Origin of the sequence: Collinsella sp. i06-0019-1H4 (assembly GCF_042849575.1) — a bacterium.
In the GTDB taxonomy this organism is placed as follows: domain Bacteria; phylum Actinomycetota; class Coriobacteriia; order Coriobacteriales; family Coriobacteriaceae; genus Collinsella.
Window position 1 is genome coordinate 1,921,415 of record NZ_BAABYB010000001.1, and the last position, 18,988, is coordinate 1,940,402.

An 18,988-nucleotide genomic window follows, 5' to 3' on the forward strand; every position below is an offset into this window, starting at 1 on the left:
ACGACTAAGGGAGTAGACACCATGGAAGAGGCCTATCGTCAAGCGCGCAAGCGCGGCGAACAGGGACGCCGTCGCGCCATCAGCCAAAGCGAGCATCCATATCTTACGGACCTCGACAGCTTGGTCGCCCAGCTTCCCTGCGGGCAGCGCGAGAACATCGGCCTGCGGGACATTCCGCTCGAAATGGTCGTCGGCACGGTTACCAAAGGTCGCCAGTCCGCCTTTTCGTGTAACTTTATGCCGCTGCTCCCCTGGAATACCGAATTCGCCCGCAAATGGTCCAACCTCTACGATATCCAAATCTCCGAGGGCTACCGCGACCCCATCATCGTCACCGAGTTCATGCACCGCTTTTACGTCCAAGAGGGCAACAAGCGTGTCAGCGTCCTCAAATTCCTTGACGCTCCGACGGTTTCGGCCAAGGTGACGCGTCTGTACCCCGGTAAGTGGGATTCCGTCGAGAGCCGCCTGTACGGTGAGTTTTGCGCCTTTTGGTACGTATGCCCCCTGTACGAGATTGAGTTTTCGCGCGAGGGCAGCTACGAGATGCTTGCCAAAATGCTCGGCCAAGATCTTGTCGAAAAATGGCCTCAAAAGAAGGTCGACTACCTACGTCACACCTTCCTGCTCTTTAAGCGCGCCTATCTTCGCGCGGGCGGCGACCACTTGGACATTACGCCTGCCGATGCCATGCTCGTCTACCTCAACGTCTACAACCAGGACCGTCTGCTGGATACGCCGACGGATATCGTCGTCAACCGTCTGTGCAAGATTTGGCGCGAGCTTGTCATTGCCGGCAAAAGCGACGAGGACAAAGTCGATTTTGTCGAAGCGCCGCAGCCCAACGAGAAAGAGGGCGCACCGACAAAAGCTACCTCGGGCGTGCTCAACTTCTTTATGAGCAAGACCGTCTACTCCACTGCCAATCCCATGCGAATCGCCTTTATCCACGAGTTTCCCTGTGCCACGTCGAGCTGGGACAGCCTACACGACCAGGGCCGCCGGTATCTTGATGAGCACTTTGGCGGCATCGTGCGCACCGAGGCGTTCGAGGACTGCCACGATTCGGACGTGTTCTACGCCGCCGTCGAGACAGCCGTAAAGCACGGGGCGAACGTCATCTTCTCGACCTCACACCGGCTCATGGAATACACGCTCAGGGCGTCAGTCGAGTATCCCCAGGTGCGGTTCCTTAACTGCTCAATCGGCCTTCCCCACCAAAGCGTCCGCTCGTACTTTGGAAAGATGTACGAGGCCAAGTTCCTACTGGGCGCCCTTGCCGCCAGCATGGCCGACAACCACCGTATTGGCTACCATGCGTCGGTCTTCGCCTCGGGCGCGCTGAGCGAAATCAACGCCTTCGCTATCGGTGCCTCGCTGCTCGACCCTCGTGCGCAGATTATCCTCACTTGGGGAGATGTTCCCGCCGGCGGTCTTGCCGAAGCCATGTGTCGCGAGGGCGTGAGCGTCATGACCGGCGCTGACATGTCAAAGTCGCTCGAAGACCCCACGGCCTACGGACTCCACCGCCTGGTCGATGGCAAGGTCACCGGCATCGCCATGCCGGTATGGAACTGGGGCCGATACTACGAGCTTATCGTGCGAAGTCTGCTGCACGGCACCTGGGATGAGACCAGTGACGACAGCCAGGTTCGTGCCGTCAACTACTGGTATGGTATGAGCTCGGGCGTCATCGACATTCGCTACGCTCCGGGCCTGCCCTATCAGACGCGTAAGCTTGTTCAGCTGCTCCGCAATGGCATCGTCGAGGGCTCCATCAACCCCTTTGGCGGCGAGCTCCATAGCCAGGACGGCGTGGTTCAGATTGAGGGCTTCCCTCCCCTGCCGAGTACGCAGATTGTCGAGATGAACTGGCTGGCTGACAACGTTATAGGCTCGATTCCGCAGCTCGATAACGAGCCGGAGGTCCGTGCCCTATGAATATCCTAGCCATTGCCGATGTAGAGGAGCGCTGCCTGTGGGAATGTTTTCGCAAGGAGCGCTTTGAGGACGTTGACCTGATTCTATCCGCAGGCGACCTGGATCCGGACTATCTTGAGTTTTTGGTCACTGTCATCAACAAACCGCTTGTGTACGTTCGTGGCAACCACGACGACCGCTACGCGCGCCATGCACCGGGCGGGTGCATTTGTGTTGAGGACAGCGTATATGTGTACCGAGGTATTCGCATTGCGGGTCTGGGCGGTTCCATGCGCTACCGCGACGGCGCGAACATGTATACCGAGCGCGAGATGGCAAAACGCATGCGCAAGCTATCGCGAAAAATCGCACTGGTAGACGGATGCGATATTCTACTTACCCATGCACCCGTCGCAGGCATGGGCGACCTGGACGACCTGCCGCATCGAGGATTCGAGTGCTTTAATGCGGCTCTTGAGTCTTGGGGTCCCGACTATATGATTCACGGGCATGTGCACCAAAGCTACGGCCCCAACTTTCAACGCGAGCGCCAACACCCATGCGGAACGAAGATTGTCAACGCCTGCGGCTATACCAAGATCGAAATTGACGAGGCGCGCTACCCCACGCGCGGTTGGAAGGCCGCTTGGCTCAACTCGCAAACCATGCGCCGCGAGCTCAAACGCCACGAAGCAATCGAGTCTTCAACCGCCAGAACCCCCTGGTAACTGCCAACAACCACCACGAAGGGGATAGGCACCTTTATGGTGGTTTTGCTGACTCGTCCGACCTGTCCATCACGGTGCTTGTGTAATTAACGAGAACACTCATTGTTTTGTAAGGACGGCGCTCACGTGCCGTCTTTTTTTGTCAACTTATGCAGTCTCGACCGTGTTGTATGTAGAGGGACCTCGCGAGACGCCTTCCCTATATCCACCACGACCAATTGGAGGTGACACTATGCCTGCACGCCGTAACCGCAATAGCACGCTCCGATGCGATGCCGATCAGATCGAGCGGGAAGCAAAGCGCTTGGTCGACACGTATTCCGACCTCATCCTTCGATTGTGCTATTCGGCCCTTGGATCCGCTGACGACGCTCAAGACATCTGCCAGGACACGCTGATCAAGATTCTCCAACGCACTCAACCGTTCGACTCGCTCGAACACGAACGTGCTTGGGTGATCCGAGTCGCACTGAACGCATGTCGCGATATCGGCCGTACGCACGCGAATCACCCGGTTGTCGACCTCGATTCGCTCCCCGATTTCTGCGCACCCGTAACACATACCGAGCAAGAATTCGCGCAACGCGACTGCGCCATTCTTTCCGCTGTCACGGCCCTGCCTCAAGCACAGCGCATCGCCATCTTTTTGCACTACTACGCAGGCATGAGCATCAGGGAAATCGCAGACGCCGTTCACGCGACGCCAGCTGCAACCGCCCAGCACCTTAGCCGCGGACGTGCGTCACTTCGGCTTTCCTTGAAAGGAGACCACAATGACTACGAATTCGAATGACTATCGCCACGCCCTGGAGCACATTTCGTTTACCGATAATGCGAAGCAGCACATGGCAAACTCGATTGCTCAGTCCGTCGCCTCAAGCGATGCGGCGACCGCTCAAAGCAACTTTAATGGCACGCGACGCAAGCCGCGCATCGCCCGCCATCCCGTAAGAACAGTCGCTCGCATTGCCGCTGTAACGGCAGTCCTCGCTATCGTCATTGGAGGCGCTGGCACGGCTATGGCAACAGGCGTCCTGCCGCTTCCTTCTGACATGCTTTCCGACATCTTTGACGGACCTGCTTCTCAAACCGAGATCATCGACCGTATTGGCCGGCCCGTCGGTGCTAGCTGCTCCAACAACGGAGTCACCGTGACCGCCGACGCCATCATGGGCGACAAGGATATGGTTACCATCGCCTATACGCTTACGTTCGACGATCCCGCTGCCCTGAAAAAGCTTTCCGAGCCGGGCGAGAACGGAACTATCGCCGGAAGTGTCGATGGAAACGTATACGTTGATGGCGAGCATGGCGGCCAAGGCCAATCATGGCTCATTGACAAGAACCCCAATGACTCCAGCATTCAATACTTTGCACAGTTCAGCGTTGAATCACCCGGCCTTATGGGCAGGACCGTCCGCACGCATATCAACTCTCTCGTTGTGCCACGTGCTGGCAAAGAGCTTCCCGAGTATAAGAAAATACTTACGGGCCCATGGGATCTTAAGTTCCAGCTGAATTACGAAGATACATCCGTTACGATTCCCGCGCCCAAATCGGTCAACTTTAACGGCACCAAGGCGACGATTCAAGAGGCCACCGTATCCTGCGTTGGCGTTTCAGTCCGCTACAACATAGATCGTTCCATCGAACACGACAACAACAGCGGCAAGATGTCTCAAAACATGGAGGAGTCTATGGATGCCGTTGGCAACATACCCCTCATCGTGACGTTCAAAGACGGTCATGTTGAGGACGCAACCAGCCACAGCGGCTATTTCGCAAATAAACTGGATAACGGCACCACTGATGTCCACAAGACCTGGCCGTTCTCGCAAGTTTGTGACACAGACAAGATTGCAAGCGTACAAATTGGCGATACGGTCATTCCCATGAATTCGTAACGCTACGCGGCTCGTATATGCACCCGGTTCCGCACTTCGCGTCTAAAGATGCGCTGTCATCGAGCAGCGTGAGCGCAAGGCCGCCCGTATGGTCGGCTGGGAACACCTCGTTGCGCTAAAAACCACCACGAAGGGGACCGGCACCTTTGTGGTGGTTTTGCTGACTCGTCCGACCTGTCCCAACGGTTTGTCTCAATCTGTAACAGGTAGGGCCCAAATAATCGGTTAGCTGTTACAGATCGAGACAGACCACGGATGCTCGGCCGAAAATCTCAATCTGTAACAGGTAGGAACGATTTTGCCCCTTAGATGTTACAGATTGAGATATTTGACAGCTTGAATCGGCATCGCCTACAGCGCGGCGACGACCTTGTCGCCCATCGTCGTGGTGCCGAGGATCTTATCTGCCGGGGTGTTGACATCGGCGATGTCACGGGTGCGCCAGCCCTCGTCGAGCACGCGCGCCACGGCGCTCTCGATCCACGCGGCTTGCTCGCCCATGTCGAGCGCGTAGGTCAGCAGCATCGCCACCGACAAGATTTGAGCCAGCGGATTGGCCACGCCGAGCCCCGCGATGTCAGGAGCGCTGCCAGCGCTCGGCCCAAACAGCGATACGCCATCATCCAGCGAGGCAGAGGCAAGCAAACCGAGCGATCCGGTAATCTGAGCCGCCTCATCGGACAGGATGTCGCCGAACATGTTCTCCGTCACCACGACGTCAAAGTCTGCCGGTCGACTGATGAGCTGCATGGCGGCGTTGTCGACGAGCAGGTCCTCAAGCTCCACGTCGGAGTACTCCTCGTCTTGCACGCGATGCACGATCTCGCGCCACATGCGGCTCGTCTCCAGCACGTTGCGCTTATCAACGCTCGTCACCTTGCCGCGACGTTTGCGCGCCGCCTCAAATGCCTGGCGCGCAATGCGCTCAATCTCGTACTCGCGATACTCCATCACGTCGACCGCACGCTGACCGGCCGCACCCGCAGCGCCCGCGCAGGTCACGGATGCGGGCGCCAAAGTCCCACGGCATGTTGTAGCCCATCGTATCGGGGATGTTCACGACCGTGGCACCGGCCTTTACGGCCGCCTCGATAATGCGCACCAGAAACTCCTGATCGGAGCGGCCGGCATCCTCGGCATAAAACTCAACATCGTCAACGAACTTGCGAGCATGTTTGACGGCATGGATCGCTCACTCAATTGCCCTTTCCTCAGTCATATGGAGCTTGTCGCGCAGGTGACTGGTGCTCACACCCAGCCCTGTATGGATACGGGGCCTCTGGGCCGTTTTGAGCGCCTCTGCAGCCACTTCGATATCCCTGTCGACAGCGCGCGTCAGGCCGCATACCGTGCATCGGTCGCCCGCAATCTTGCCAATCTCCTGTACGGAGCGAAAGTCACCAGGACTCGAGATGGGAAAGCCCGCCTCGATAACGTCCACGTTCATGCGCACCAGCTGGCGGGCGATGAAGAGCTTTTCCTCGGTATTCATGCTGGCGCCCGGCGACTGCTCACCGTCGCACAGGGTGGCGTCAAAGATTGTGATTTTGCGGCTTATATGTTCCTCCTGATTGACCGTTTTATGACAGATGGCTTTCAGGAGAGAGAGAAGGCCTAGAGATAGAAAAATACCCGTGTCGTTCATCACGCCTGAAAGCGGCAGACGATAGCGCACCCGGGTACAACAAATCGTTATAGCGAGATTACAACCCTAGCGCGCTATCCAATCTAGTAGCGCTAGGCCTAGGAGCTGTTGCGTGTTCTTAAACATGTTGGGCTCCCTTCGGCCTCGGGTAGTACTACATCGCGCTAAAGTACAACACAAGTAAAACCACCACAAGGGTGCCTGTCCCCTTCGTGGTGGTTTCGTTGACTCAAAAGCAAGAGACCCGGTCCTGCACGAGGCAGAACCGGGTCTCTTTAGCAATGCTTGCTTTGCTCAGGCAGTAACTGTTAGTTACTCAGCCAGGAAGTCGCGCTGGATAGCGGGATCGACCTTGACGCCAGGGCCCATGGTGGAAGACACGGAGATGGACTTGACGTACTTGCCCTTAGCAGAAGAGGGCTTGACGCGCAGGATCTCGGTGTACAGGGCAGCGTAGTTCTCGACGAGCTGCTGCTCGGTGAAGGACTTCTTGCCCAGGGGCACGTGGCAGATGCCGTAGCGGTCGGCGCGGTACTCAACGCGGCCAGCCTTGAGCTCGGAGACCATCTTGGCGACGTCCATGGTCACGGTGCCGAGCTTGGGGTTCGGCATGAGGCCACGGGGACCAAGGATCTTACCGATGCGGCCAACCTTGGCCATCATGTTCGGCGTAGCGATAGCGGCGTCGAAGTTGATCTCGCCCTTCTGGATCTGGGCGACGAGCTCGTCGGAACCGATGATGTCGGCGCCGGCAGCCTCGGCCTCGCGGGCCTTCTCGCCCTCGGCGAAGACGGCAACACGAACGGTCTTGCCGGTGCCGTGGGGCAGGGAGATGGAACCACGGATGTTCTGGTCAGCCTTACGAGTATCGATGCCCAGACGGAAGTGGGCCTCGACGGTCTCGTCGAACTTGGCGGTGTCGAGCTCCTTAATGAGCTTGGCAGCCTGAAGGGGGGTGTAGAGCGTGGCGCGATCGATCTTCTCGGCAGCGGCGTTATAGCTCTTACCATGCTTAGCCATGTGCATTACCTCCTGTGGTTAAACGGGCGTGAGCCCTCCCACATCGTATCGTGTGCCCTATTGCACACATTTAACGGGCGCCCAGGTCGGAGCACCCGTCGTTACCATAAGAAATCGCTACTCAGCGATGGTGACGCCCATGGAACGGGCGGTACCGGCGATGATCTTCTTGGCGGCGTCAATGTCGTTGGCATTGAGGTCCGGCATCTTGATCTCGGCGATCTTGGTGAGCTGCTCCTGGGAGAGCTGACCAACCTTGTCGGCCTGGGGCTTAGCGGAACCAGACTTGAGGTTCAGCTCCTTCTTGATGAGGTGAGCCGCCGGCGGGGTCTTGGTGATGAAGGAGAAGGACTTATCCTCGTAGACAGAGATCTCAACGGGGATGATGTCGCCCTTCTTGTCCTGCGTCTCGGCGTTAAAGGCCTGGCAGAACTGCATGATGTTCACGCCAGCAGCGCCCAGAGCGGGGCCGACGGGAGGAGCGGGGTTAGCTGCACCAGCAGGAATCTGGAGCTTAATGACGTTGGCGACCTTCTTCTCAGCCATGGTCATTCCTTTCGAATCACGAGTGTGAAGTACTTGCTATATCGTAAGCACGCACGTGTTAGAAGCACTCCTGAGATGAGCAGTCACAGAAGAAGCACGCTCGCGCGAACGGACGAAAACTTAAGCGATGACAGCGACCTGGTTAAAGTCGAGCTCGACCGGCGTCTCGCGGCCAAAGATCATCAGCGTGACCTTGAGCTTGCCAGCCTCGGTGTTAACCTCGGAGACCTTGCCATCAAAGTCGGTAAGCGGGCCATCGGTGACGCGGACGGACGTGCCGACCTGAATATCAACCGAGGTGCGCTTGGGCGAATCGCCCTTACCGGGACGACGAGTCATCTTGTTATACTCGTCGCGAGAAAGCGGAGCGGGCTTGCCGTTGCCGCCTAGGAAACCGGTGACGCCGGGCGTGTTGCGAACACACGTCCAAGCATCGTCATCCATCTCCATGCGGACCAGGACATAACCCGGGAAGATCTTGGAATCCTTGGTCTCGCGCTTGCCACCCTCTTTGATCTCGGTGACGCGCTCCATAGGAATCTCGATATCAAAGATACGGTCCTGCATGCCCATGGTCTCGATGCGATGCTCGAGATCGGACTTAACGCGGTTCTCGTATCCAGAGTAAGTGTGAACGACGTACCAACGCTTAGACATGGTTTAGCCCCTCAATCCAGAGAACAGAGCAAGAGCCTCGCCAAAGCCAGCATCGAGCAGAGCGATGACGACGCCGACGACGATCAGAGAAGCGCAAACGACGACCGAGTAGTTCACAAGCTCCTTCTTATCGGGCCACGTGACACGCTTCATCTCGGACTTCACCGAAGCGAAATACTTCTTGGTGCGGGCGAAGAAACCAGGCTTCTCGTTCTTCTTGGACTTCGCAGCCTTCTCGTTCTTCTTGGCAACGGCCTTCTTGGCCTCAACCTTGGAGTTGGCGGCAGCGTTGTTGGCAGGTGCCGGCTGCTGAGCCTTCTTCTTGTTCTTCTTGTTGGCCATTTGGGTTACCTCCGCGCAATGCGCTTATACATGAGTAAACCGTAAGCCCCCAATTGGGAGCTTACGGAATAATGACTGGCACGCCAGGAAGGACTCGAACCCTCAACACTCGGTTTTGGAGACCGATGCTCTACCAATTGAACTACTGGCGTATGTGACTAGAGACTAGCGAGTCTCTTTGTGCAGCGTGTGGTGACGGCACCAGGGGCAATACTTCTTGATCTCCATACGATCAGGCATGGTCGACTTGTTCTTGGTGGTCGTATAGTTGCGGCGCTTGCACTCAGTGCACGCAAGAGTAACTAGAGTACGCATGTATCCTGAACCTTTCATTTCCGCCCCGTACGGGCACGAGTTGTTACTTTATCAGCTCCACGTAAGTGCTGTCAATGAAAACCTCGAGTCAATTGGTTCTCGGTGGATCCATTCATATTTGGAACACATCAATGAAGCCATCGAGATCTAATCGACGGTGCATCCAGGACCATTATCGATCCTCTCGACACCAGCAACGGCTGAATATCCATTGCAGAAAAGAACCCGGCACCCATATAAGTGCCGGGTTCTCTAAGTCAGCTATATCAAAGAGCTAATTTACTCAATGATCGTGGAGACGATGCCCGAACCGACGGTGTGGCCACCCTCGCGGATAGCGAAGCGCAGGCCCTCCTCCATGGCGATCGGGTGGATGAGGTCGCCCTCGATGGTGATGTGGTCACCAGGCATAGCCATCTCGGTGCCCTCGGGGAGCTTGACCGTACCGGTAACGTCGGTGGTACGGAAGTAGAACTGAGGACGATAACCATCGAAGAACGGGGTGTGACGGCCGCCCTCCTCCTTGGTCAGAACGTAGATCTCACCGGTGAACTTGGTGTGCGGGGTAACCGAACCGGGCTTGCAGAGAACCTGGCCGCGCTCGATGTCCTCGCGCTTGATGCCGCGGAGCAGCAGACCGACGTTGTCGCCAGCCTCGCAGAAGTCCATGGACTTACGGAACATCTCGATACCGGTAACGACGGTGTTCTGGGTATCCTTGATGCCGACAATCTCGACGGGCTCGTTGAGCTTGAGCTCACCGCGCTCGACACGGCCGGTAGCAACAGTACCACGGCCGGAGATGGTCATAACGTCCTCAACGGCCATCAGGAACGGGAGGTCGTTGTTACGAGCAGGCGTCGGGATGTACTCGTCGACGGCGTTCATGAGCTCGCGGATAGCGTCCATCCACTTGGCGTCGCCCTCGAGAGCGCCCAGAGCGGAACCACGGATGACGGGGATGTCGTCGCCGGGGAAATCGTACTCGGAGAGGAGCTCACGGGTCTCCATCTCGACGAGGTCGATGAGCTCGTCATCGTCAACCATGTCGCACTTGTTCAGGAAGACGACGATGTAAGGAACGCCAACCTGACGGGCGAGCAGGATGTGCTCGCGGGTCTGAGCCATGGGGCCGTCGGTAGCGGCGATGACCAGGATAGCGCCGTCCATCTGAGCAGCACCGGAGATCATGTTCTTGACGTAGTCAGCGTGGCCCGGGCAGTCAACGTGAGCGTAGTGACGGGCAGCAGTCTCGTACTCGACGTGGGAGACGGAGATCGTAATGCCGCGCTCGCGCTCCTCGGGAGCCTTGTCGATGTTCTCGAACGCAGTGAAGTCAGCCTTGCAGCCCTCGGTCTCGGAGAGAACCTTGGTGATGGCGGCGGTCAGCGTGGTCTTGCCGTGGTCGACGTGACCAATGGTGCCGATGTTAACATGCGGCTTAGTGCGCTCAAACTTCTCTTTGGCCATAAAGCCCTCCTCTAAACAGGTCGTCCCCGGACGGGACTTTGCCTTTAAACCATAGTGGCCTCTCAACATACTATTGAGAAGCCACCGTGTTACCTATGGTAGCGGTGACTGGATTCGAACCAGTGACGCCACGGGTATGAACCGTGTGCTCTAACCAACTGAGCTACACCGCCGGATGGAGCCTGCAACCAGACTTGAACTGGTGACCTCTTCGTTACCAACGAAGTGCTCTACCGACTGAGCTATACAGGCACTTGACGGGTGGGAGCTATAGGATTCGAACCTATGTAGGCAGAGCCAACGGGTTTACAGCCCGTCCCCATTAACCACTCGGGCAAACTCCCAATCGTTCAAGTATCCGCAGGTCCTTTGGTCTTTTGGACCGCCGCCCCCGCGAACGAAAAAGATAATACGATGCAACCTTGGGGGCTGTCAACGAAAACCTCTAGATACACGGTGCCGGGCGTATCTATATAGCTTTGACCTGCGGTTTTATTGAGTTTGGATATGAAGAACGGTGGATTTGGGTGTAGTGGTGACGTTTACCAAGGAAACACTTTGGCACGGTGGAGTACGCCTACAGCATTGAACATAGATAACGTCTCGCTTGCGCTATTTAATAAGTTGAGATCGGACTTTTCCGGCACGATCGAGCGTGGATTTTCTCCCGTTTGAAATCGAGCGTGGACTTTCTCCCGCTTTTAGCGCGGCTCTAAGGCCAAAGTGGCAGATTATCCACGCTCGTTCTCCAGGCGGGAGAACTATAGAGCCGCAACTACTCGGGCCAGGCCAAAGTAGACCCATAGAGCGGCTCCCCCTTGGTGCAGGGGTAGCGACTCAAGTAACACGACGATAGCAAGTCGAAGAAATAAGTCATGGCATATTTCGAATAAACGCCGAGTCGGTCAATTCCGTTTCCCGCATTACCAAGACGATATACACGGTCAAAAGACCTCGATTTGTCATCGTTGCTAAACGCAGTAATTAGAATCTTCCTGCCCGAACGGCAATCAAGATACTCACGCGCCTGTGACGCAAATAGCCCGGAGACCGATACGAGAATTATCAATGACTGCGAAGCGTCTCCCATGTTTTTCAATTCCGCGACGTTAGCCCCAGCAACTATGCGAACTATCTTGCCCGCATAAAACATTTCCTGCTGAAATCGTACGAGATTGGCGCTTACATTATTGGTGCACCAGATTTCAACGTTTTTATGGCCATCAATTTCGTCGGCAAGGTGCTTAATAGCGATATCGGACACGCCGCTTTCGACCTCAGCGAACATCTCGATCATGCGAACGTCGAGCTCTGCCCTGTACTCCTCGTAGCCAAATTCCTCCTCTCGATGGCTTAAGTCGCTTGGAAAGACTGATTGAGTAAATGATTCTTTCAAATCGCTAAGAGACTGGTAGCCCAATCGATTGCAGAAACGACGAACAGCGGAACGGGTCACGAATGCATCGCGGGTTATTGCGGCAACATTGATTTCGCTCGAACGCCTAATGTGAGCGATGAGATATCGAGCGATGGCGGCATCGTTTGACCCAAACTCGCTGTTGATGATGGAGTTAATGCGATTGAGCACATCGAAGTCATTGATATTCACGTGATCCCTCTTTCCGCTCTCCTCGATATTATGGTTCATTTATTGAATCAAACAGCTTTGGTCGTTCTCCTATGATTCAAATCAGTTGACGTCATCTTAATCGTAATTCCGTCACACGTATCCACCGTGTTGAATGATGGAAAGGGGATTCATGGGCAACGTGAACAACATGCCGTTTCTCTGGGGTTCCGCCACGGCGTCTTATCAGTGCGAGGGTGCCTGGAACGAAGACGGCAAAGGCCTCGGCGAGTGGGATTTCTTTAACCACACAAGCAATAAGAACATCAACCATGTTGACGGTGATGTATCTTGCGACTTCTACCATCGCTATGAAGAAGATATCCGCATGATGAAAGAAGGCGGACAAAACACCTATCGCTTCTCTCTTTCATGGAGTCGAATCATCCCCACGGGTATCGGCGAAGTGAATGAAGAGGGTATCGATTTTTATAATCGAGTCATTGATTGCTGCCTCGAAAATGGCATAGAGCCCAACGTTACGCTGTTCCATTACGATCTGCCATTCACGCTTGCTTGCAAAGGCGGATGGCTGAACAACGACATGGCAGAGTGGTTCTGCAAATACGCCAAGATTTGCTTTGAGCGCTTTGGAGACCGCGTCAAAATCTGGGCTACCGTTAACGAGCCGCATTTCTACAGCTACTGCGTAAACATGTTGGGCAACTATCCCCCCAATCGATCGCTCGACGTTCAGTCGTACATGCAGTTTCAATACAACCTGATGCGCGCAAGCGCACTCGCAGTCCGAGCATATCGTCAAATGGGCTACGACGGCATCATCGGCGCCGTCCACGATGGCGGCGTTGTCGAACTCGACCCGGCAACCGAGCACCCTGATGACGTATTTCGATACGCAGACTTTTTCGCCAATCGCATGATTCTGGCACCAGCGCTTCAGGGTCAACTGCCGCCAGAAATGGACGAAATCCTTGAAAAACTTGGCGTCTCGCTCTATCGATCCCCAAATGACGTAGAAGAATTCAGAGACGGTAAAGTCGATTTTATTGGACTCAACGTGTATTGCCGAGAGTATGTAACCGACTGGCACGGTGGAGAGCTTGCCGTTTCGGCGAACAATAAGGGCGGTTCGAGCAAAAAAGTCGAAGGAAAATGCATTGCGCCCTTGTTTGAAAGCGCCCGCGACAGCAATGTTCCCCGCAATAAATGGGGCCGCGAAATACTCCCAAGTTGCATGTATTCAACCATCATGGATGTCCACGAGCGCTATGGCGCGCCCCGCATCTTTATTACGGAAAACGGACATGGCGCCTATGAGCAACCAGACGCAGACGGAATGATCCACGATGATGACCGCATCGAGCTTCTGGGCCAGTTCATCGAGCACATGATGAGGGCTAAGCGCGACGGCGCGCGCGTTGAGGGCTACTACCTCTGGTCGACGATGGATCTGTATAGCTGGATCAACGGCTACGAAAAACGATACGGACTTGTCCATATCGACTTCGAGAACAATTTAGAGCGCACCCCCAAAAAGAGCTGGTATTGGTACCGAGACCTTATCTCGAAATATCAGGAGCAGGAAGGCTAGGAGAAAGAGATGAAATATCAGGCAATGTCCGAAACAGTCCTAAAGGCTGTTGGCGGCAAAGAGAACATTACATCGGTAACTCATTGTGCGACGCGCCTTCGCATCGACGCACGAGACACCTCGATCATCGATCTCCAGCTCGCCAAATCGGCCGACCAGGCGCTCGGAGCAGTAGTCAGCGGTGGCCAGCTTCAGGTGATCATCGGCCCCAACGTCACCGAGGCTTACAACGACTTCCTCGACTTCGCGGGAATCGAAGTCGGCGGCGGCGCGGTTGCCGACGATGCCCAAACCGCCAAGGATCTTGCAGAGGGCATCAAAAGCGGCAACACTGCCATGAGCCTGGTTGAGAAATTCGGAAATGTCTCCGCACAGGTATTCATGCCCATCGTCCCAGCGCTCATCGTTGGCGGACTCATTCTTTCGATCAAGAATCTCCTGGTCAATTATTGTGGATTGAGCACCGATAGCGGAACTGCTCAGGTTCTGCTGGCGATCTTCAGCGCCTCATTTAGCTTCCTGCCCGTTTACCTAGGCTACCAGCTCGCCGCTGTCATGAAGATGCAGCCTATCATGGGCGCGCTGCTGGGCGCAATCATGATTAGCTCGTCTATTAGCGGTGCTGAGGGTCTCGACTTTCTTGGCATCCCCATCCCAACGAATGACTACTCGAGCACGGTGGTGCCAATCGTACTGGGCGTTGTGTTCATGTACTTTGTTGATCGCGGTCTTCAGAAAATCATCCCGGACGTTACCAAACTGTTCTTGAAGCCGCTACTCACCATGTTTATCGTCGTGCCTGTTGAGCTGATTATCCTCGGCCCCGCCGGCAGCATGATGGGCTACGCGCTGAGTGATGCCGTCACGTGGCTCATGGATAACGTGGCATTTATCGCTACTCCAATCCTTGCAGCCCTTAACCCCTATTTTGTCATGCTCGGTCTTGATAAGGCCTACATCGCAATCGAAGTTACGAGCTTGGCGCAGCTCGGCTGGGCGCCCATCATCTTTGGCTTCATCTCAAACCTCTGCATTGGCGGCACGAGTCTCGCCTTGGCAACTGCAATGAAAGGCAACAAGGAGAAGAGGGGTATGGTCACCACGGTTGCCGTCACCGCACTCTGCGGCGTAACTGAGCCCGCGTTCTACGGCTGCCTCATCGAGCGTCCCCGCCTGCTTGTCGGCACGGCAATCGGCGCCCTCTGCGCGGGACTCCCCGCAGGTATCTTCGTCCTGAAGGAGTATGTTGCGGGAGCATGCCCCGGCCTTCTTTCGGCGCTGATTTTTATCGCTCCCGATGGATCCATGGGCAACTTCGTACTGGCGTGCGTTGTCGCCGTCATCGCCATCGTCGTCTCGTTCATCGCTGCACGCGTGATCATCAAGAAGAACCCCAACTATATTGAGTAAATGCCCGCTGTTTGCATTGGGGACATCCTCGGCAGACCATTAGCAAGAACCCAAGAAGTCCCTTAGGAGCTCGATTAATCCATTCGGATTCCTGAGGCACAAACGACCCCGATTCCACAATGAAATCGGGGTCGTTGTTTCTAAAGCCGTCGATAGACAATCGGTGTTTACCTTAGCTCCCTATCCAAGTTAATTATCCACGCTCGTTCTCCGGTCGGGAGATTTTCTTCTCTCTCGTGTCCAGAAATCCACGCTCGAGCAGGACATCCAGGACCGTACCTGCCCTTGTCTCGATCTGTAACAGCAGGAGACCTATTCCGCTTCTACATGTTACAGATCAAGATATTCCTAAAACACCCTAAGTTTCATCTCAATCTGTAACAGTTAGATGCCAAATATCGGTCTTGGTGTTACAGATTTAGACAAACTGGAGGACGAGACAAACCAAAAACGGGATGGGCGCTAACCCAATGGCGCACCACCTAAATAGAAACGGGCCCTGTCCCACAAGGAACAGAGCCCGAAACTCTCATGGAGCCAGTGACAGGAATCGAACCTGCAACCCACTGATTACAAATCAGTTGCGCTACCGTTGCGCCACACTGGCACACTTGGCGCTTTCGCGCGAAGCCAATTAAGAATAAAGGAATTGCGGACGAGGCGCAACAGGCCGCGCGGCGTTATATAAATATGCAAAATCCAGCAACAACACGTACCAAGCCCGTTCATTTCTGTCAGTTCGCCCTCAATCTTAAAACTCTTCGCCAGAACGAATAGTTTTAATTACAATTGGCTATATAAAACTATTCGTTCTGGCGAAGGGTTTCGCGATGTTGACTACAAAGGAAGCAGCCGAACTGCTCGGCATCACCCCGCGCAGGGTGCAGGAGCTCATTAAGAACGGCGCGCTGACCGCCCGCAAGGCTTCTGGCGTGTGGCTTATCGACAAAGACAGCGTAGACACGCGACTCCGCTCCGCAACCAAAAGAGGGGGACGGCCTCGTCGCGGGCATGGGAAAAGCGAAATCGCATTTACCCTCATGAACCGCACGCACGAAGTGGCCCAGCTGGTCTACAGCAGATCACGGAAAGACTTCACCCACATCGGCGCCGACGTCGATCGTGCCCACGCCCCTATTGGAGTTTTTGCTCCCAGCAAACCTGTATCGCTCGACTCCTTCCGCATCTGGTGGCGCGGCCGCGGTATCCCGCTCGCACGCATTGGGCTAGCCTCCCTGCTTGCAGAAGCCGCAGTCGATGTTCCCGACGAACTCATCCAGCGAAATCTTGGCCTCTCCTTATCCGACCAGTATTGGATTAGACCCCAAGGCTCCGGTCTCGCGTGGGAAGATATCAATTTCTTCAATAATGCTTTTGACGACGTCTCTCTGTCCATCGCACCCTTCGCCCCAGAGGGCAAAGCAGCCGCCGCAAAGCCCGATAACACCTCGGACGGCAATCTTCAAAAGTACTGGACATGCGAGGATGACCGTCGAATACTCCACAAGGCAGGTGCGCACCTGAACCAGGAACCCTATAACGAGATGGTGGCGACCGCACTTCACCGTCGCATCCTAAACGCTTGCGATTATGTACCCTATTCGCTCGAAGGCACAGGTACTTCTGCCTTGAGCACATGCAATGTCTTCTTAACTGACGAAGAAGAATATGTCCCTGCGTTCTATGTAAACCAGCATGCAAATGCAGACGAGCGACTAACCGATTACGAACGGTATGTAGCAAACTGTGAGGAGCTTGGAGCGACAGATATAAAAGACGCCCTTGACCGCATGATCGTATGTGACGACATCATTGCCAACTACGATCGTCATTGGCGCAACTTCGGCCTCGTGCGAAACGTCAACTCACTGGTCTGCAGACCAGCCCCCATCTTCGATTCGGGCTCATCACTCTGGTGCAACATATCACTAGAGGAGCTTAGGGCGGGAGAGCACAGTTTTACCAGCGCACAATTTCATTCAAGCCCCGCCAAACAAATGTTGCTCGTCGAGGACATGGGCTGGTTTGACGGCGACAAACTCGAAGGCTTCGTTGACGAGGCAATCGAGATTCTGTCCAGAAACAACGCGCTCACGGCAAGGCTGCCATATCTAAAAGAGGCGCTTACATGGCGCCTCCGTAGAATGATCGACATCGCTGAATGGAGTTAGCGAGACAGCGTCGCGCCGTCAGCTCCCCTACCTCCCGCGCAGGGCCTTGAGTTTGGCCAGCGCCTCGGGGCTCAGGCGGCTGCCCAGAGTCATCTTGATCTGCGGAGCTTCCTCTGCCTCGTGAACGTCGTTATCGATCTGTTTGATCTCGTCCACCAGCATACGGCTCGAGATGCGCGTGACGCCCTTGCCCATGACGACAGCCTGGATCGTGCCGTCACTCGATACCACGGAGCACGCGCGGCCTTCCTCGCGTGCCTCGATGCAGAGCTTCTGCACCACGGTATCGGCAGAGACGCCCGTCGGCGAAAACTCGATGCGCACGCCGCGGGCCGGCAGATTGGGGCGCTCGCTGGAGATATTGCCCGCGCCGTCAAACACGATTACGGCCTCGTAGCGGCCCTGGGCAAAGGCGGCGACGTCGTTGATGAGGGCGGTGCGCGCCATATCGTGAACGTCGCTGGAATACGGATCGTCGGAATGGTCGTACACGAGCTTTTCGTAGCGCGGCGTGCAGTGGATCACGTTGTAACCGTCGACCACCAGCAGCTCGGGCTTGTTGGAGTGCACCGTCGAGACCGGGTCGGCGATGGCCTGCGCAAACGCATTGCCGCCCACGCCATAGGTCGCGGCCGAAACAATCGGCTTGGCCGAGCCCTCGCCAAAGCGCTTGGCCTTGGACTTGGCGCGGTTCTTTTTGGACATGCGCTACTCCTCCCCCATGAGCTCGCCGGCGTTGCGGCGCAGCCACTCAAAGCACAGCGCCGTGGTCGCCTGGGCAACATTGAGGCTCTCGGTCATGCCGCGCTGGGGAAGCTTGGTCAAAAAGTCGCATTTCTCGAGCACCAGGCGCGAGATGCCGTCGCCCTCGGAGCCCATGACGAGCGCCACGCGGCCCTCGAAGGGAGCATCCCAGCAACTGCCTTCGGCGTGCTCGGAGGCACCGCCCACCCAAAAGCCAGCGGCCTTAAGATCGTCGAGCGCACGGGCGATGTTGGGCACCTGCGCGATAGGCAGGTGCATGACGGCGCCGGCTGAAGTCTTGTAGCTGCCCACGGTCACGCCGGCGGCGCGCTTGTTGGCAATGATGACGCCGGCCGCGCCCACAACCTCGGCGGAACGCACGATGGCACCAAAGTTGCCGTCGTCAGTCACATGGTCGAGCACTACGACAAGTGCCGGGCCCTCACCTGCGCGGTCGAGAATATCGGCGACATCGGCATAGGGGAAGTTGCCAACCTCGAGCGCAATGCCCTGGTGGGCGCCATGGCTCGACAGCGCATCGAGCTGCGCGCGCGGCACATACTTAATGCGGACACCCGCGGCGTTGAGGTCGTCGACCAGGCGCGACAAGGCGGCATCGCGCTCCCCGCCCTCGGCAATGAGCGCGCACTTGATGGGAAAACCAGTGCGTAGCGCCTCGGCGGCTGCACGACGACCTTCGATAAACTCGCCCTTGGGAGCCTGAACGTTGTCGCGGTTGCGATCGCGCTGCGGACGTGCGGCCTGGGTGCGATCGCGCTGGCCCTTGGGAGCGGCAGCGCGGTCATTACGGCGAATCGGACGCGAGCCAGAAGCAGCCTGCTTGCCGCCACGAGGCGCACGCTTGCGATTGTCGGCCATAAAACGGCCTCCTTTAAAACACTTTTCAAACAAGACAAAAGAATCGACCGCCCATAAA

17 protein-coding genes, 5 tRNA genes and 1 pseudogene are annotated in these 18,988 nt (G+C 56.1%); 7 read left to right on the forward strand and 16 right to left on the reverse strand.

Annotated elements, in window-relative coordinates; genetic code table 11:
* Window positions 1–21 precede the first annotated feature (21 nt).
* The 4 genes from ACGHEN_RS08475 to ACGHEN_RS08490 all read left to right on the forward strand — a co-directional run bounded on the left by ACGHEN_RS08475 (window position 22) and on the right by ACGHEN_RS08490 (window position 4,552).
* Complete coding sequence (locus ACGHEN_RS08475; protein ID WP_390398759.1) at window positions 22–1,941, forward strand: BMP family ABC transporter substrate-binding protein; 1,920 nt, start codon at window positions 22–24, stop codon at window positions 1,939–1,941.
* Window positions 1,938–2,648, forward strand: coding sequence for a metallophosphoesterase (locus tag ACGHEN_RS08480; protein ID WP_117639531.1), 711 nt, complete (start codon window positions 1,938–1,940; stop codon window positions 2,646–2,648). The genes ACGHEN_RS08475 and ACGHEN_RS08480 overlap by 4 nt, the downstream gene beginning before the upstream one ends.
* 232 nt (window positions 2,649–2,880) lie before the next feature.
* Window positions 2,881–3,441 carry an RNA polymerase sigma factor gene (locus tag ACGHEN_RS08485; protein ID WP_117583099.1) on the forward strand — a complete coding sequence of 187 codons (561 nt, stop codon included), beginning with the start codon at window positions 2,881–2,883 and terminating at the stop codon, window positions 3,439–3,441.
* Window positions 3,422–4,552, forward strand: coding sequence for a DUF4179 domain-containing protein (locus ACGHEN_RS08490; RefSeq protein ID WP_117635373.1), 1,131 nt, complete (start codon window positions 3,422–3,424; stop codon window positions 4,550–4,552). Before ACGHEN_RS08485 ends, ACGHEN_RS08490 begins: the two co-directional genes overlap by 20 nt.
* A 351-nt stretch (window positions 4,553–4,903) precedes the next feature.
* Here ACGHEN_RS08490 and ACGHEN_RS08495 read toward each other — a convergent pair whose 3' ends face one another.
* From ACGHEN_RS08495 to ACGHEN_RS08555, 13 genes and pseudogenes are all read right to left on the reverse strand, one after another.
* The gene (locus ACGHEN_RS08495; protein ID WP_390398764.1) at window positions 4,904–5,554 is read right to left on the reverse strand and encodes an isocitrate/isopropylmalate family dehydrogenase; all 651 of its coding nucleotides are present in this window, start codon (window positions 5,552–5,554) and stop codon (window positions 4,904–4,906) included.
* Window positions 5,478–6,197: pseudogene (locus tag ACGHEN_RS08500) on the reverse strand (hypothetical protein). The gene ACGHEN_RS08495 and the pseudogene ACGHEN_RS08500 overlap by 77 nt, the downstream one beginning before the upstream one ends.
* Window positions 6,198–6,509: 312 nt before the next feature.
* A complete protein-coding gene (gene rplA, locus ACGHEN_RS08505) occupies window positions 6,510–7,217 on the reverse strand; it encodes a 50S ribosomal protein L1 (protein WP_117736544.1) in 708 nt (235 codons plus the stop codon).
* A gap of 117 nt (window positions 7,218–7,334) precedes the next feature.
* A complete protein-coding gene (gene rplK / locus ACGHEN_RS08510) occupies window positions 7,335–7,763 on the reverse strand; it encodes a 50S ribosomal protein L11 (protein ID WP_022093893.1) in 429 nt (142 codons plus the stop codon).
* A 120-nt stretch (window positions 7,764–7,883) separates the two neighbouring features.
* Window positions 7,884–8,420: a transcription termination/antitermination protein NusG gene (gene nusG / locus ACGHEN_RS08515; protein ID WP_006234984.1), complete on the reverse strand. Its 537-nt coding sequence runs from the start codon at window positions 8,418–8,420 to the stop codon at window positions 7,884–7,886.
* 3 nt (window positions 8,421–8,423) lie between these two features.
* Window positions 8,424–8,762: a preprotein translocase subunit SecE gene (secE, locus tag ACGHEN_RS08520; RefSeq protein ID WP_117583102.1), complete on the reverse strand. Its 339-nt coding sequence runs from the start codon at window positions 8,760–8,762 to the stop codon at window positions 8,424–8,426.
* A 76-nt stretch (window positions 8,763–8,838) separates the two neighbouring features.
* Window positions 8,839–8,914 (reverse strand) — tRNA-Trp (locus ACGHEN_RS08525).
* 13 nt (window positions 8,915–8,927) lie between these two features.
* Window positions 8,928–9,077, reverse strand: a complete 150-nt coding sequence (gene rpmG, locus ACGHEN_RS08530) for a 50S ribosomal protein L33 (RefSeq protein WP_022093895.1) — start codon at window positions 9,075–9,077, stop codon at window positions 8,928–8,930.
* Between the two features lie 279 nt (window positions 9,078–9,356).
* A complete protein-coding gene (gene tuf / locus ACGHEN_RS08535) occupies window positions 9,357–10,547 on the reverse strand; it encodes an elongation factor Tu (protein WP_117563790.1) in 1,191 nt (396 codons plus the stop codon).
* Window positions 10,548–10,643: 96 nt separating this feature from the next.
* Window positions 10,644–10,720 (reverse strand) — tRNA-Met (locus tag ACGHEN_RS08540).
* A gap of 3 nt (window positions 10,721–10,723) precedes the next feature.
* A tRNA-Thr gene (locus ACGHEN_RS08545) sits at window positions 10,724–10,799 on the reverse strand.
* 10 nt (window positions 10,800–10,809) lie between these two features.
* Window positions 10,810–10,891 (reverse strand) — tRNA-Tyr (locus ACGHEN_RS08550).
* A gap of 431 nt (window positions 10,892–11,322) precedes the next feature.
* The gene (locus tag ACGHEN_RS08555; RefSeq protein WP_390398770.1) at window positions 11,323–12,156 is read right to left on the reverse strand and encodes a MurR/RpiR family transcriptional regulator; all 834 of its coding nucleotides are present in this window, start codon (window positions 12,154–12,156) and stop codon (window positions 11,323–11,325) included.
* A 151-nt stretch (window positions 12,157–12,307) separates the two neighbouring features.
* Between ACGHEN_RS08555 and ACGHEN_RS08560 the strand changes: the two genes are divergently transcribed.
* The gene (locus ACGHEN_RS08560) at window positions 12,308–13,726 is read left to right on the forward strand and encodes a glycoside hydrolase family 1 protein (protein WP_390398772.1); all 1,419 of its coding nucleotides are present in this window, start codon (window positions 12,308–12,310) and stop codon (window positions 13,724–13,726) included.
* A 9-nt stretch (window positions 13,727–13,735) separates the two neighbouring features.
* Window positions 13,736–15,136, forward strand: a complete 1,401-nt coding sequence (locus ACGHEN_RS08565; RefSeq protein WP_117765110.1) for a PTS transporter subunit EIIC — start codon at window positions 13,736–13,738, stop codon at window positions 15,134–15,136.
* A 532-nt stretch (window positions 15,137–15,668) separates the two neighbouring features.
* On the opposite strand, the gene ACGHEN_RS08570 is transcribed toward ACGHEN_RS08565, so the two are convergent.
* Window positions 15,669–15,743, reverse strand: a tRNA-Thr gene (locus ACGHEN_RS08570).
* A gap of 223 nt (window positions 15,744–15,966) precedes the next feature.
* Here ACGHEN_RS08570 and ACGHEN_RS08575 point away from each other — a divergent pair.
* Window positions 15,967–17,307: a DNA-binding protein gene (locus tag ACGHEN_RS08575; protein WP_390398775.1), complete on the forward strand. Its 1,341-nt coding sequence runs from the start codon at window positions 15,967–15,969 to the stop codon at window positions 17,305–17,307.
* 27 nt (window positions 17,308–17,334) lie between these two features.
* On the opposite strand, the gene ACGHEN_RS08580 is transcribed toward ACGHEN_RS08575, so the two are convergent.
* Both ACGHEN_RS08580 and rlmB read right to left on the reverse strand, forming a co-directional pair.
* Window positions 17,335–18,012 carry an NYN domain-containing protein gene (locus ACGHEN_RS08580; protein ID WP_055285223.1) on the reverse strand — a complete coding sequence of 226 codons (678 nt, stop codon included), beginning with the start codon at window positions 18,010–18,012 and terminating at the stop codon, window positions 17,335–17,337.
* A 3-nt stretch (window positions 18,013–18,015) separates the two neighbouring features.
* On the reverse strand, window positions 18,016–18,930 hold the full coding sequence (rlmB, locus tag ACGHEN_RS08585) for a 23S rRNA (guanosine(2251)-2'-O)-methyltransferase RlmB (protein ID WP_390398778.1): 915 nt from the start codon (window positions 18,928–18,930) through the stop codon (window positions 18,016–18,018).
* Window positions 18,931–18,988: the final 58 nt, after the last annotated feature.

Coding starts and splice junctions, on each gene's coding strand:
- ACGHEN_RS08490 (WP_117635373.1), top strand. CDS start 3,422: ATGACTACGAATTCGAATGACTATCGCCACGCCCTGGAGCACATTTCG.
- ACGHEN_RS08565 (WP_117765110.1), top strand. CDS start 13,736: ATGAAATATCAGGCAATGTCCGAAACAGTCCTAAAGGCTGTTGGCGGC.
- ACGHEN_RS08480 (WP_117639531.1), top strand. CDS start 1,938: ATGAATATCCTAGCCATTGCCGATGTAGAGGAGCGCTGCCTGTGGGAA.
- rlmB (WP_390398778.1), bottom strand. CDS start 18,930: ATGGCCGACAATCGCAAGCGTGCGCCTCGTGGCGGCAAGCAGGCTGCT.
- ACGHEN_RS08575 (WP_390398775.1), top strand. CDS start 15,967: ATGTTGACTACAAAGGAAGCAGCCGAACTGCTCGGCATCACCCCGCGC.
- rpmG (WP_022093895.1), bottom strand. CDS start 9,077: ATGCGTACTCTAGTTACTCTTGCGTGCACTGAGTGCAAGCGCCGCAAC.
- ACGHEN_RS08560 (WP_390398772.1), top strand. CDS start 12,308: ATGGGCAACGTGAACAACATGCCGTTTCTCTGGGGTTCCGCCACGGCG.
- ACGHEN_RS08580 (WP_055285223.1), bottom strand. CDS start 18,012: ATGTCCAAAAAGAACCGCGCCAAGTCCAAGGCCAAGCGCTTTGGCGAG.
- ACGHEN_RS08475 (WP_390398759.1), top strand. CDS start 22: ATGGAAGAGGCCTATCGTCAAGCGCGCAAGCGCGGCGAACAGGGACGC.
- tuf (WP_117563790.1), bottom strand. CDS start 10,547: ATGGCCAAAGAGAAGTTTGAGCGCACTAAGCCGCATGTTAACATCGGC.
- secE (WP_117583102.1), bottom strand. CDS start 8,762: ATGGCCAACAAGAAGAACAAGAAGAAGGCTCAGCAGCCGGCACCTGCC.
- rplA (WP_117736544.1), bottom strand. CDS start 7,217: ATGGCTAAGCATGGTAAGAGCTATAACGCCGCTGCCGAGAAGATCGAT.
- rplK (WP_022093893.1), bottom strand. CDS start 7,763: ATGGCTGAGAAGAAGGTCGCCAACGTCATTAAGCTCCAGATTCCTGCT.
- ACGHEN_RS08485 (WP_117583099.1), top strand. CDS start 2,881: ATGCCTGCACGCCGTAACCGCAATAGCACGCTCCGATGCGATGCCGAT.
- nusG (WP_006234984.1), bottom strand. CDS start 8,420: ATGTCTAAGCGTTGGTACGTCGTTCACACTTACTCTGGATACGAGAAC.